Genomic DNA, 13,481 nt, shown 5'->3' with positions numbered 1-13,481 from the left:
GATCAGGGCGAGCTGGCTGGCGGCGGGCCGTCAGCCGCTGACCACGCGTTGGTGGAGACGCCCGATCGCATCGAGCGAAGACAGGATCGCTCCTTCCATCCAGGCCGGCATGTAGGAGATGTGCTCGCCGGCCATGGCGATGCGCCCGTCGATCGAGCTTGCCGCATGATAGTGTTCCTTGCGCTTCTCCTCGGTCCATTCGCCATAGCAGCCGAGCGTCCATGGCACGCGGTGCCAGCCGACGGCAACGCCGTTGTCGAACTCGTCTTTGTATTGCGGATGGATCTGAGCCCCGTACTCCAGCGCCTTCTGGATGCGCTCTTCCGGCGGCAGCGACGTGAACTCGTAAGCCCAGGCCTCCAATGAAAAGGCGCCGAGAAGCACGCCCTTGCCCGGGCTGTGATAGTCGGTGCTGGGATAGGAGATCAGCGTGTTGGGCAGATCGGTGTAGGTGATGCCGCCGTAGATGTGTTCGTCCTCTTCCCAAAAGCGGCGCTTGAACTGCAATCCCACCTTGATCGCGGCACCGTAAGGTAGGTTGTCAATCGCCGCCTTCGTTTCGGTCGACACCTTGGTTTTGATCTGGCTGAGCACGGAGAACGGCACGGTGCAGATACACCAGTCAGCGGTGGCGGTCTGCGCCTCGCCGCCCTTTCGCGCATCCTCGTAGCGGATGGTGACGCTTTCGTCGTCCTGGTCGATCTCCGTGACCTTCACGTTGTATTTGGTAAGGCTGCCGACTTCCCTCTCGAACGCCCTGGCTATCATGTCCATGCCGCCGACCGGCTGCAGCATCGTGGTCTGGTAGTCATAGAGACTGCCAGTGCTAAGGCTGCTCCACAGGCCGGATTGCACGATGTCGGAGAGCCCTATCGGCTGCGATGGCTTGGCCAGCGGCATCTGGCCGCCGCCCGGTTCAATATCAAAGCCTCGCCGCTCGCTGCTGTGAGTGCCAGCGACGTAAGCGTAGTTTTCGTCAAGCGCGCCCCAGCTCTGCAACGCTTCCAGCAGCTTCTCCCGGTCCTCCGTCGAGACCGCCTGGTCGAGTCCACCCTGCTTCGTCACCTTGGAAAGCAGCTCGGCGACATGGCCGTTGAAATCCGCGCTGACATGGCGGTAGCGCTGCGGCTTGCCTTCGAACGCCTTGACCGAATGCAAGTAGGCGTTGTGGTTCACCTGCACGAACGCCTCGAGTTTGACGCCGAGCCGCTTGCAGTAATCCAGCACGGCATGGTGATGGTAAGGGATACGCCACGGGCCGGGATTGATATAAAGACCCTCGTCGAACTTGCATTCCTGCTCGAAGCCGCCGAGCTCGGTGTAATTGTCGCCGCCACGCAGCGACCAGCAGCGACCGCCGGCTTTTTCCCTGTACTCCAGAACCTGCACCTTATAACCGACCTTGCTGAGTTCGTACGCAGCGACCATGCCGGCCAGTCCGCCGCCGAGTACGAGAACGGAAGCCCCTTTCGGATCGCCGTCCAGCTTGATCGGACCCTTGTAGGGCGACTCCTGCGCGAAGCCCAGGGTCGTCATGGCCTGATACATGGCCTCACTGCCGGCAAGCGCGCCGATCATGGTCAGGAGATCGCGGCGGCTGAGTTGGGGAGGAAGCATCGGAACTACTCTTTCAGGGGGATCGCAAGGACGAGAATAACCGGGCGGGGGCAGCGGGTCAGGGGTAGACCGGCCTCAGACGATTGTCTACCGGCCTGCCGACCGCCGGGCGTCGCTGTTAAGCGATCACCCATCGATCGCGTGACGCCGAGCGCCGGATTTGCAAGAGAACGCTCGCGAGCGGCTTCGTAACCACCGAGCTACACCACCTGATGAGACACGACCCGTAATGATGATGATCGACGGGTAAAAATGACCAGAAAACAAATGATTACATATCTCTAAAGTCTCGTAATCTTAGCCGATGGGCGCTCCGAAGGAAGGAGTCATGCGTTCGAATCGCGTCGGGTGCGCCAGTTTTCTCAACTAGTTAGTTTTCGTCCACAAACGCTTCTTTTTGCGAGCATTTGCAATGGTTTGTTGGCCGTTGGTGTGCGTTGAGTGGTATGGACAGGATCGAGGGATGGCGATCGAGCAGAAAGGCCCTGTCGGCTCGAAGCCGGGATTTTGGCCAAGTTGAAGAACGATTGGTGAACGTCAGGGTTCGACCTGAGCTTTGAGCAACATGGCAACATTGTCGGCGGTGAACTTGAAGCCGCGGCGATCGGGGATACGCTCGACGGAGATGGGATATTTAGGTCTTCGTGGATCAATGCCGGTGATCCGGAAACGCTCGCCACCAGCGATAAACTCGCGTTTGAAGTGAGCAGCCTCCAGGCCGTACTGTTCGGCCAGCAGGGCGAACATCTCCTTATCCAGATTGAGCGTCTTGCCGTCTGGCGCGGGAATACTGATGCGGAATGCTGGTTCGAATGAGAAGCCAGGTTCCAGGCCACGCCACCCGGTACTTTCGATGACCAGTCCGTGATCTGAGGCGATCTTTCTGCAAGCCTCAAGCATGCGGGCCTGAATCTGCTCGCAGGCGGCGGATGTTAAACGGGTGATGCGGTTGGCCTTGCTCATTCGGAAGCACCGTTGCGTACCTGATAGACCGTGCCACGTGATATGGCGAGATCGCGGGCGATCTTGCTGGGTCCCTGACCCTTTTGGAGGCGAAGCAGGATTTCTGCGCGGTCAATCTTCGGTGGGCGACCTTTGTAGATGCCACGTTTCCTGGCGGCGGCGATACCTTCAGCCTGCCGCTCGCGCCGCAGGTTAGTTTCGAATTCCGCGAAGACGCCGAGCATGTCGAAGAACGCCTTGCCGGCGGCTGTGGAGGTATCGACGGGCTGCTCGGTGGCCACCAGATGCGCGCCCTTGGCCTTGAGTCGGTCGACTATCACCTGAAGATCTCGCAACGATCTGGCCAGCCGGTCGATGCGGGTGATGACAAGAGTTTCGCCGGCATGGATGAAGTCGAGAATGGTCATCAGTTGCGGACGACCTTCGAGTGATGCACCACTTTTCTGCTCCTCGCGGATGACCTCGCAGCCGGCGTTCCTGAGCGCGGCGATTTGCGCGGCGAGGTTTTGGTCTGTTGTGGATGTACGGGCATATCCGATACGAGCCATGTCCTAACCATGCTAACTGTTCAATTTGCGTGTGCTGTCATGCCGAGTTGTTCAATATCTCGTTTCCGACCCACAATAAACAGGATTCAACGGCCGCAACCCGTTCATTGACGATGTTCTCCATGGGTATACCAAAAATATTCACTACAAAGGTGCACCGCCTGCATCCAGTGTGGTCATAACGATATCTTCCATGAGCGGGATGCCCTGTAGGGGATGCTTGTGTATCAGTGCAAAGGCTGCGGCTGCCAGTGCTTTTGACAGTCGCTCCTTTTTAGCCGATTTGAGAATGATCGCGGTTTGCAGAAATCGCCTTGCCCAGATGTCTCGTCGGCCTTCGAGAAAGGCCCAGATTCTTTTTCAACAGTCCGCGCCGAGCGGGATCCCCGAATGATATCGCGTGTTTCTCCTGTGTCTTCAAACCAGCTGTCGGTGAACGGGACAAGCGCATCCAGTGCGGGCTCATTGCGGAGCATCCGATCCAGTTGTGCCGCTGTCGCATTCTGGATTTCCTTTTGCGGATCGACGTGATCCAGCAAAGCCTGCAGATCCCTTTCCTGGGGCCGCAATTGGCTCAAGCTACAAGCCTCCATGACGTCAATGAAGGCCGGCGCTGGTGGATGGCCGTTTTCTATCCCATCCGCCAGAGCCGCTTCCAGCAGAAGCTCGGCAGACATTCGATCTATTCGGACGCTGTTTGCTTCCTGGCGGGCATAAGAGACGATGCTGGTTGCTTCGCGCTTTGAACGGCAACGAATGACAAAGGCATCCTTGATGCCGTATCCGGTCTTTAACAGGATCATCGCGACAAATGTCTGGGCTTGCAGTTTTCCCACAATCGTTAGGCCTTGCGCTCCGACCCCGTCAGCGGTGGTCGCCAGGATGTCGCTGACGATCGGCTCCGCCCTGTTTTGTTTGGAAACATCAGCGAGACCTTGTCGCAGCGCCAGCTTGCCAATGTCATCGATAGCCGCCCGGGCGGCGCTCGCCGACAGCCAGCCGCGAATGATCGGCAGATAGGATAAGGTTTCAGGCTCCAGCTTCCCGCGCATGAGCCTTTCTCGTAGGCCGGCGGCCACGGCCTCTCCCGTCAATGATGTGCCGGATACCAGCCAATAGAGTGCACAGCGCTCCAGAAAGGGATTGTCGAGGCTCAACAGATGATGGACAAACTCGGCTTTGAACTCCTCCGGCATTCCTGCCGACATCTCATCCAGGCCACTGAAGAACTCATACGCGCCGCCGCCTTCAGCTTCAACTTCTGCCGCTAAAACGGCAAGCGCGCCATCAAGATCCGGCATCGGGATCTCCTCGGCGGGGCTTTCCCCAACCGGGTCAAGCATCAGTATGTCTGGCACGGGCAGACTGGCACGCCGATACAAGCCAGCAATTTTCAAACCGTGAAGCGGCTCGCCAGCGCCCGCAGCAATGCGAGCCTTGATCGCCTTCTCCGCATTTTCCAGGAAGGCCTTTCCATATGGGCTGTCATTCTCGATGCCCATTCGTGCCTCATCCAGCAGCAATCCGAACAAGGTTGCCACATCCGGATGATCGTCCATGGACTGCATAACCTCCGCAACGATGGCGTCGCAGGCCATGTCATTGGCCAGAAGATCATGCTTTGCTCTCTCGAAATAAAACTGGAACTGCGCCGACGACAGCCCATGTTGGTAGAGAACATTCAGGCATGATTCAGCAATTTTAACCATTGGTATCTCCAAAAATTATGCCGCCAGCCGATCAAAATCGATCCGACTATTCAAGTCGAGATCGAAACGGCCATAAGGATTGACGTGACTGTAGATCAGAGGCGTGAGGCCGCGATAGTCTTCCGGCGCCATCCGTGCGGCCCATTTCGGTTCCACCAGCACGGTCTGAAGCATGCGTGTGTTCACATAGACCAGTGACGCCTGCAGCAGGTGCAAAGCCAGAGCGGAAATCTCCTGCTCATCGATCCGGTTCGTGGCGATCTCGCCGCCCTTGCCGAAAAACACGAAGCCATTAGCGCTGTTCCAGTTTTCGACGACATTCAGCCCCTCGTGGATTTCCCGGCGGAATGCCTCCTGGCGAAGGTAGCGGCACAAGAATATCGTCTTGACCGCGCGGCGAGCTCGCTCAGCGCCTTGTAGGTCGGGTGCATCACTTCGGCACGGGCGAAACGGCGCAGGATGGCCTCCGGGTCCGCCGTTCTCGTCTGCATGGCGGCGGTGTATTTGACCATCTCGTCATATTGCTGCTCGATCTCCTCCCAGTCGATCGCGCTGGAAAGGATCGGCAAGAGATTCGGCAGCCTTGTGCGCAGCGAGGCTTCCGGGATGGCAAGCTTCTGACGGGCTATCGCCTTCAGGCGTGGGGCGAGTTCAAAGCCGAGAAGGCGGCAAAATGCGAAACCGACTGCGCTCTGACCATGACTGTCGACATACTGGCGCTGGATTTCCATATCGGTGCAATGACGCAGCACGCCCTCGATCATGGAGGCGACCTCCGAGGACGAGCACCGTTTCAATTGCGAATAGACACAGGTCGCACGTTTTTCGACATGCCAATAGATCATGACACCACGGCCGCCGTAGCGGGCATGCCATTCCGTCATCAGATTGCGATCCCACGCTCCGAACTTTGTCGAATCAGATGCGCACGCCGTACCCGCGTCACCCCAGACTGCTGCGTTGCGGATGGCCAGGGTCGCGTTTGCAACCCTCGCGCACGCCTCCCTCAGCGCCGGCGCGTGGATAAAGCGGCGGTGAACATGCAGCAACTCGTCGTAGCTGACATCAGGTGTTGCGCCGGCGATCCGCTTGAGCCCGGCATTCGTGCCGAGACCATAAAGGCACAACAGAAGCCGCCGATCCAGCGCCTCGCGCGACAGGGCAACTCTCGACGCCGATGTTTCGAAGGACTCCAGCAGACCGGTATCGAGTGCGGCTTCCTTCAGCACGTCGAGCAATCCTGTCATCGACCAGCGCTGACCGATCTCGCCCTTGATTGCTTCCAGCCCCTTCGGTTCCGGCAGAGGCTTGAACGGTGTAATCGATATGCGGTTTTCGCCCCGCCACAGCAGCCGGACCTTGCCGTTTCGTGGGATCGTTTCGTTCAGAAGCAGTAACTCATGCTCAAGCTCCTTGCGAATGCCGGCTGTGAACGCTCGCGCGTTCGGGGTCAGGTTGAGGACTGTGTAATAGGCGTCACGCCGGATTTCGAAGTCCCTGGGAAGATCGTCGTCAGGATTGCGATAGCGGTCCGCGCCGACAACCCAGATCTCCTTGGAGCGGATGCGATCACGCAACTGGGTGAGGACGCAAAGCTCGTAGCTGATCCGGTTCACACAGCCATCGTCATTGACCGAACTGCGCCATCTGGCCGGAATAACCTCGTCAAACGGCACATCCTGCATCGGCACAAACCGGCAGCCATCATCCACCTTGCTCCTGATCCAATCCAGCGCCACTAGCACCGGACGCCACGCGGTATTGTTCGACCGGAATTCCAGAACCGAAAGCAGACTGGGCAGCATGCGCCGGTAATGATTGGCCCAGGACGAGCGCATGTAACCGGGGCAGATTACCGGGCAGTCAGGCTTGAGCGGCTTGCCTAACGAGATCCGGGAGCGGCGGAATCGACTCTTGTGTTGGTATGCCGAGGCGGTCGCCGAGATAGCGGAAGAATGAGACGTCGAGCTTGATGCAGGTCTTCATCAGGCCGAGCAGGACGTCGCGGGCGTTCTTGCCTGCCTCGCTGACGGTTCCGCCGGAGATCTTGCGCTTGGTGACGAAGGTGCGGATGTCGTTTTCCGAACCATTGGTGTGGAGCGGGATCTCGGGACGATCGAGAACGCGCAGGAGTTCATGCTTGCGGCGATGCAGCCTGGCAAGAAGCCGGTCGAGCATGACGTAGCCGGTTCGTCGTTTGAACAGGCGCTCGAAGCGGGCGCGCAGGGCCGCCGCGTGGCGCGGACAAGGAGCACGCTGGTAGCTCTTGAGGTCGCGATAGAACCACCAGATCAACTGGCGCATGATGTCGACGGCCTGACGTTGATCCGGGGTCACGGGTATCAATTTGTGGACGAGCCGCTCGGCGTGGACCCAGCACAGAGCATGGTCGCCGATGCGGAACTGGCCGGCATCATCGGACACGACCACGGTATCGCCAAGAAAGCCGTGGTGGCGGATCGCTCCCCACATCGCCCCTTCGGTGGCGATCCTGACTGGGTTGGGCTCAACCGCGAGCTGGTCGAGGCCGAGTGCGGCCAGATGCGCCTGCCATGCGGCGCTGTCGGCAAATGCCTTGTGCGGCGCAGCCGCCAGCCGCGCGATCACCGGACCGGCGAGGTTGCGGCCGCGCATATAGGCCAGGGCCTCTTCATTGATGAAGTAATCGCTGTGCCCGGCACGCAGCGTCGCCAGGAACGCCTCCCGTGACTTCGATCGCCCGGTGCGGAACGCGGTGAAGCGGCGATCGCCGATCTGGGTGGTGTAGCCGTCCTGGTGGGCGTGGCGCGCCGACGTATCATCGACGGTGATCCAGGGCGCCGTAGCCAGCCCGGCGCGCAGCACGTCACGGTCCTCCGCCGCGAAGGCCTCCAGGCCCTCCGAAATCAGCCGCACCACCTGGCGCTTCGAAATGTCGACCCCGATCCCGGTCAACAACTCTTCATCGCCGGCGGCACAGGAAGCGTAGCTGCGCAAGAGACGATGCAGGGAGACCAGAAGGACGCGTGCGAGGCACTTCTGTGCCTGGTGGCTGGATCAGCTCCATCGGAATGTACTCCGCCGCTGAGACGTTATTTCAGTATCAGGGCGGACAAGCCCAGCGACGAGCGCAAGAAGAGGCGCAATTTCCTCAAGATGTGCCCGTCCGGACAAGATGACCTGGTGGAATCGATCGTCAAGGGCAAATGCAATTCGGCTTACCAGGATTGCAGCACCCCCGGTGGCAACAGTGGTGGAGGCGCAGCGGGCACGCAGCCTGGCAACGGGCAGCAGACACAGGCGCGGTAATTCCCACCGATGTAGGAACGAAAGCGCGGCTCAGGCCGCGCTTTTTGTTTGAGTGTCACTTTGCCACCCGGCTTGATTTTAGGCAGCATTTCGGGTAGCATTTTGCTACTCAAATAGGAGCAACGTGATGCCCACAAAGACCAAACCTTCGCCAAACTCCCCTGCCCGTCAGCCTAAGATCGATTTCGCGTCGGTGAAACTGTCAAGCGCCCTCGTCAACCTGGCGCGGGAAGATGCACCGGTGTTCTCGCGTTCCATTGGTGGCCAGCTCGAGCACTGGGCGCGGATCGGGCGCGCCATCGAGCAAGCGCCAGGGTTTACCCTCGATCGCGTTCGCGCCGCATTGGAGGGTCGCTTTGATCCGGCTTTGCTGGCCGACCAGGAACGCACGCACTACTACGACCTGCTTGATGACGTGATGCTTGCACCGAGCAGCGAGGAAACAGCTGCGATGGCCTTGTTGGGTCGCTCTGCCGGTGCTGCAGGGTATGACGCGCATGGCCGGCTTGTTCGGGTTGCGGGCGACGGGAACACTGTGGTGATCGAAGAGTGACTGACGAAAGAACGCCGACACTGCACGTCATTGCTGGGCCTAACGGCGCAGGGAAGACAACGCTTTACAGGAATCGACTGGAAAAGCGCTATCCGGACGCCGAGTTTGTAAACGCCGACGAGCTGGCGTTGCGAGAGTTTGGTCACCCAGCGCAAACAAAGTCGGAGTCTGCACGTGGCCAGGAATTGGCAGAGGAACGTCGCCGGCAACTCATGGCCGAACGCAAGAGCCTGGTCACTGAATCCACGTTCTCACATCCGTCGAAGGTAGACCTGGTGCGTGACGCCAAAGCTGCCGGTTACGAGGTGGTGCTTTACCACGTCAACGTCCGAAGCCCGAACCTGTCAGTGATGCGTGTCGCCGATCGCGTCAACAAGGGTGGGCATCCCGTCCCGGAAGACAAGATCCGTCAGCGTTACGACCGCAATCAACCGCTGATCCGCGAGGCTGCCAAGCTTGCTGACCGGGCGTACATTTTCGACAACTCGCAGCTGGGCAAGCCCCACGAACTGTCGGTGATATTGGAGCGCGGCAAGGCAATTCGCGCCAGCGAGAATGTGCCGGCCTGGGCTCGGATGCTCTACAAGGACGAACTGCAGAACTTCTCACAGAGCCGCCAACATCGGGCTGCTGCGAGCTTTGCGGATGCCAAGGCGATCGCGGAGCGGGCCTTGGGACAGGAGAGCCGGACATTCATTCCACGGCCGAACAGCGAGTACAGCGGTAAGGTCATTGGCGAAACCGACCTGCACCTGGTGCAGCAGATCGGTGCACGCTCTGCCATTGCGCATTTCAGAGACAAGTTAGGTCGCCCTCCACGTGTCGGCGATGACGTTGAAATTCGCTATGGCAAAGATGGAGCCGCCACACTTCGCTCTGCTAGGGAAGCGTCGGAAGCGAAGGACAGGGCTGACGCGTTCCGGTCCCTGCCCGCCAAACAGGCCGTCGCGAAGTATCCCGACTTAGCTCCCTCCTACGCATACGTGAGGGCCGTAGAAGCGCGCGTAGCGGCCTCCCAGCCTGCGTCGGCTGCTGGGGTAGCCAAAAAGGTGCGCGAAGACTTGGCGGGCCGTATAGAGCGTGGTGAAACCCTCCCGGATATACGCCGCAAGGATCAGGACCGCGAACAGGATCAAGGTAGGTAGCTGAGACGTTCAGGCCTCGTTGCCCACACCCATTGAAACCCACCGGCTATCGCGGTAGCATAATGCTACCTAAAGTGCACGAGGAGGCAACATGGAAACGCTGACCTATATTCGCGATCGCTGTTGCAGCCTTCCTTGGGCTGGGCGCAGTAGTGCAATTCAACACTCTTGCTCAACGACGCTACGGGTTTCGGTTCTTTGCCGTCTGGCGGATCGTAGTTGGAGCGATTTCCGTTGGCGCGATTGTTGCCGGTTCGGCGGGCCTGAACGCAGCAGGTAGTGAGTACCACGTGCTCGCTGGGGTCAGCATGTTACTACATACAGCCAAGCAAGTGGACGCCGGCACTAAATAAACTGGACAAAGCTATCAGTCAAACTGGACGGTGGCGTCATTTAGGCTGGACGGTTGTGAATTGGCAAAGTCAGCGCAGCCAGGCAAGGAGGATGCAACTCGCACAGCGCCGCTGGCCTGCTGCTGGTCAGAGGCAGCACTTACAGAGCGCCCAGCGGGCCTGCGGGAGGGCTGGCCGGCTGCGATGTCGCTAGCGAGGGATTCTCACGGAGCCTATGGGCGATCGCCGGCAGCCGTTGGTGACCTGGTCGTAGATCTGTACGGCGGTGGCCATCGCCGCTCTTAGTGCGCGTTGCCTGCGCCAGGGACGTACGGCTGCTGTCATGGCGCAGCGCTGCGACTGGCACAAAGTGACCGCAACTGACAGGCAAGCGCATTGCCTGTCAGCAGCGCGCTTGGCCTGTGAACTGAGAACCCCTTGTCGAGCCGTCCGTTTGCCGTTTCGCGTGGCAGATGATTCTTCAGCAGCCTGTTGCTGCGAAGTTCAGTCCGCTCGAACACCATCCACACCGCCCACATCCGTACTTCTGGTGAATACTTCTCCAGGGCGATTCAGAATGCCTACGCGATCTGGCTTTGATAAATCTTCAGGCGGGGATGAGTCTCGTTCTCTTCAATTCGTGTTACCTGAAAGCGGGTGCCAGGAGGGAAGAGAACTTCCTGCTCATTCGGGCGCTCTGAAAACATGGAGATGCGTTTTCCAGTTGTTGAATTGCTTTCCCACTCGACTGCCATTCCTTGCCAGGATGCATTCTTGGTTTCTGAGGTCGCGAAGAATCGGCGGTCCGTGGTGATGCTTCCTTCTTGGTATCGCTCCGACACCCAGTCCGGCAACTGATCTTCGCCGGTGAAGACAGTCCCTTGATATGAATATTCTTCGGGAAGCGAGTGCAGGGCGGAAATGATGCATTTTGCAAATGCAAGGCCATGAGCAGTGGGCGTCGCTTCTTTCTCCAGAACATCCTGTACTACTTCATAATCGTCCGTCGTCCATGCCTGCAGCGCCACGAGATCCTCGGTTGCCATGTGTTCGAGTTCTGGGTGGTTCCTCTTCATCTGTGCCATTCTTTGCATCATCCCATTCCACTGCTGCTGCCTCTGTGGGCGGGATTGTTAGCCCCAAAGAGTTATGAGCGCAGTCTTGAACTGTTTTCGTTCTTCAGGTGTGGTTCGGAACTGCGACCCATCGTGTTGGATCCGCTGCCAAAGTCGCTTTTTTTGCTTTACCAGATCGCTGGTATTCAACTCCAGCAGTGGACTTAATGGACGGCGGCTCGAGCTCGCTCCGGGAGACCCGAGTGACGCCAAGCCATACAGGCTGGGTGACATGGACGCCTCGGGAGATGACGGCGTAGAGGGCGTGGCCTGCTCTGTGGCGTGGGCTGCATAATGCTCAGGTGAGCCTGCCACGCTCGGCTTTGAAACGCATAGACCCATGTTGATCTCCTACAGTGACTGTAGGAGCAAGTTTGGCGAGAAACTCTCCGATTCGCGCTGGCTCACCGAAGTCATAGCTGGGACGACGAAGCATTGACGCGCGGGATTCTCGAGCCTCTATAGAGGCTTGGCAGGGATTTGTGGTAACCGGGGCAGATTACCGGGCGGTGGGGGTTTGCAGGCGCGTGCTTTCGTGATTCACCCTTTGCGTGACGCTACCACCGACTGATTCGCTTGAAGGCCTGTCGCTCGCGGAACTCCGCGGGCTGGTTTCTGCGCTGATCGGCGAAGTGCGCGGTCTTCAAAGCCGGGTCGAGAGCCTTGAGATCGAGAACCAGGCGCTACGCGCCGAGAACCAGACCCTGAAGGATGAGATCGCCCGGCTGAAGGACCTGCCGCCGCGTCCCCCGGTCAAGCCGACCAAGCCATCGGGCATGGAGAAGGCGACGCAGCCGACATCTGGCAAGGGCAAGCGCCGCCGGCGCGGCGCCAAGCGCGACGGCGGTCGCGTGAGCCGCGAGGTGACGGTTGCGGTGAGCGCTCCTGCGGGCTCTCGCTTCAAGGGGTATGAGACGATCCTGGTGCGCGATCTGGCGTTGTCGGCCGAGGTGGTGCGCTATCGCCGCGAGCGCTGGGTGACACCGACCGGCGAAACGATGGTGGCGCCCTTGCCGGCGGGGATCATCGGCGGCTGGGGCGCGAACCTGCGCCGCTTCATTCTGGCCTGTCACATTCAAGGCCAGGTGACGACGGAGCGGTTGACGGCGTTGTTGACCGGGATCGGGGTCGACATTTCGAAGCGCCAGGTGGTGCGGCTGATTTCGGAGGGCCTGGAGGCCTTCGCGGCGGAGGACCGTGACGTGCTGCGCGCCGGGCTGGCTACGGCGCCCTGGATCACCGTCGATGATACGTCGGCGCGCCACGCCCACCAGGACGGCTACACCACCCAGATCGGCGATCGCCGCTTCACCGCGTTCCGCACCGGGCGATCGAAGTCACGGGAGGCGTTCCTGGCGACGCTGCGTGCCGGGCACAGCGATTACTTCATCAATGAAGAGGCCCTGGCCTATATGCGCGGCCGCAACCTCGCCGGTCCGGTGATCGCGCGGCTGGCGGCTGCGCCGCACAAGGCATTTGCCGACAGCGCCGCATGGCAGGCGCATCTGGCCGCACTCGGCCTCGACCAGCTCGCGGTTGAGCCCAACCCAGTCAGGATCGCCACCGAAGGGGCGATGTGGGGAGCGATCCGCCACCACGGCTTTCTTGGCGATACCGTGGTCGTGTCCGATGATGCCGGCCAGTTCCGCATCGGCGACCATGCTCTGTGCTGGGTCCACGCCGAGCGGCTCGTCCACAAATTGATACCCGTGACCCCGGATCAACGTCAGGCCGTCGACATCATGCGCCAGTTGATCTGGTGGTTCTATCGCGACCTCAAGAGCTACCAGCGTGCTCCTTGTCCGCGCCACGCGGCGGCCCTGCGCGCCCGCTTCGAGCGCCTGTTCAAACGACGAACCGGCTACGTCATGCTCGACCGGCTTCTTGCCAGGCTGCATCGCCGCAAGCATGAACTCCTGCGAGTTCTCGATCGTCCCGAGATCCCACTCCACACCAATGGTTCGGAAAACGACATCCGCACCTTCGTCACCAAGCGCAAGATCTCCGGCGGAACCGTCAGCGAGGCAGGCAAGAACGCCCGCGACGTCCTGCTCGGCCTGATGAAGACCTGCATCAAGCTCGACGTCTCATTCTTCCGCTATCTCGGCGACCGCCTCGCCATACCAACACAAGAGTCGATTCCGCCGCTCCCGGATCTCGTTAGGCAAGCCGCTCAAGCCTGACTGCCCGGTAATCTGCCCCGGTTACGGA

At 59.9% G+C, this 13,481-nt stretch carries 8 protein-coding genes and 3 pseudogenes; 4 read left to right on the top strand and 7 right to left on the bottom strand.

What is annotated here, in order from left to right:
* Positions 1-30 precede the first annotated feature (30 nt).
* The 6 genes and pseudogenes from HB777_38030 to HB777_38005 all read right to left on the bottom strand — a co-directional run bounded on the left by HB777_38030 (position 31) and on the right by HB777_38005 (position 7,825).
* Positions 31-1,617: an NAD(P)/FAD-dependent oxidoreductase gene (locus HB777_38030; GenBank protein QND69459.1), complete on the bottom strand. Its 1,587-nt coding sequence runs from the start codon at positions 1,615-1,617 to the stop codon at positions 31-33.
* 537 nt (positions 1,618-2,154) lie between these two features.
* The gene (locus HB777_38025) at positions 2,155-2,580 is read right to left on the bottom strand and encodes a hypothetical protein (GenBank protein ID QND69458.1); all 426 of its coding nucleotides are present in this window, start codon (positions 2,578-2,580) and stop codon (positions 2,155-2,157) included.
* Positions 2,577-3,128: a recombinase family protein gene (locus HB777_38020; protein QND69457.1), complete on the bottom strand. Its 552-nt coding sequence runs from the start codon at positions 3,126-3,128 to the stop codon at positions 2,577-2,579. The genes HB777_38025 and HB777_38020 overlap by 4 nt, the downstream gene beginning before the upstream one ends.
* Positions 3,129-3,272: 144 nt before the next feature.
* Positions 3,273-4,837: pseudogene (locus HB777_38015) on the bottom strand (hypothetical protein).
* Between the two features lie 15 nt (positions 4,838-4,852).
* A pseudogene (locus HB777_38010) lies at positions 4,853-6,675 on the bottom strand (Tn3 family transposase).
* Between the two features lie 25 nt (positions 6,676-6,700).
* Complete coding sequence (locus HB777_38005; protein QND69748.1) at positions 6,701-7,825, bottom strand: transposase; 1,125 nt, start codon at positions 7,823-7,825, stop codon at positions 6,701-6,703.
* On the opposite strand from HB777_38005, the gene HB777_38000 reads away from it, so the two are divergent.
* From HB777_38000 to HB777_37990, 3 genes are all read left to right on the top strand, one after another.
* Positions 7,820-8,125, top strand: coding sequence for a hypothetical protein (locus tag HB777_38000; GenBank protein QND69456.1), 306 nt, complete (start codon positions 7,820-7,822; stop codon positions 8,123-8,125). The two genes, HB777_38005 and HB777_38000, sit on opposite strands and share 6 nt — an antisense overlap.
* 127 nt (positions 8,126-8,252) lie before the next feature.
* Positions 8,253-8,678: a hypothetical protein gene (locus tag HB777_37995; protein ID QND69455.1), complete on the top strand. Its 426-nt coding sequence runs from the start codon at positions 8,253-8,255 to the stop codon at positions 8,676-8,678.
* Positions 8,675-9,823, top strand: coding sequence for an AAA family ATPase (locus tag HB777_37990; GenBank protein QND69454.1), 1,149 nt, complete (start codon positions 8,675-8,677; stop codon positions 9,821-9,823). Before HB777_37995 ends, HB777_37990 begins: the two co-directional genes overlap by 4 nt.
* Positions 9,824-10,736: 913 nt before the next feature.
* Here the strand turns inward: HB777_37990 and HB777_37985 are convergent.
* Positions 10,737-11,612, bottom strand: a pseudogene (locus tag HB777_37985) (type III secretion system effector protein).
* Positions 11,613-11,821: 209 nt separating this feature from the next.
* Here HB777_37985 and HB777_37980 point away from each other — a divergent pair.
* Positions 11,822-13,453, top strand: a complete 1,632-nt coding sequence (locus HB777_37980; GenBank protein QND69453.1) for a transposase — start codon at positions 11,822-11,824, stop codon at positions 13,451-13,453.
* Positions 13,454-13,481 lie beyond the last annotated feature (28 nt).

Source organism: Mesorhizobium loti, assembly GCA_014189435.1.
GTDB classification, from domain to species: Bacteria; Pseudomonadota; Alphaproteobacteria; order Rhizobiales; family Rhizobiaceae; genus Mesorhizobium; species Mesorhizobium loti_G.
This window is presented reverse-complemented; position numbering and strand designations above follow the sequence as displayed.

What these genes read in the sequence shown, in the direction of transcription:
- HB777_38030 (QND69459.1), bottom strand. Translation starts at nt 1,617, where the DNA reads ATGCTTCCTCCCCAACTCAGCCGCCGCGATCTCCTGACCATGATCGGC.
- HB777_38025 (QND69458.1), bottom strand. Translation starts at nt 2,580, where the DNA reads ATGAGCAAGGCCAACCGCATCACCCGTTTAACATCCGCCGCCTGCGAG.
- HB777_38020 (QND69457.1), bottom strand. Translation starts at nt 3,128, where the DNA reads ATGGCTCGTATCGGATATGCCCGTACATCCACAACAGACCAAAACCTC.
- HB777_38000 (QND69456.1), top strand. Translation starts at nt 7,820, where the DNA reads ATGCAGGGAGACCAGAAGGACGCGTGCGAGGCACTTCTGTGCCTGGTG.
- HB777_37995 (QND69455.1), top strand. Translation starts at nt 8,253, where the DNA reads ATGCCCACAAAGACCAAACCTTCGCCAAACTCCCCTGCCCGTCAGCCT.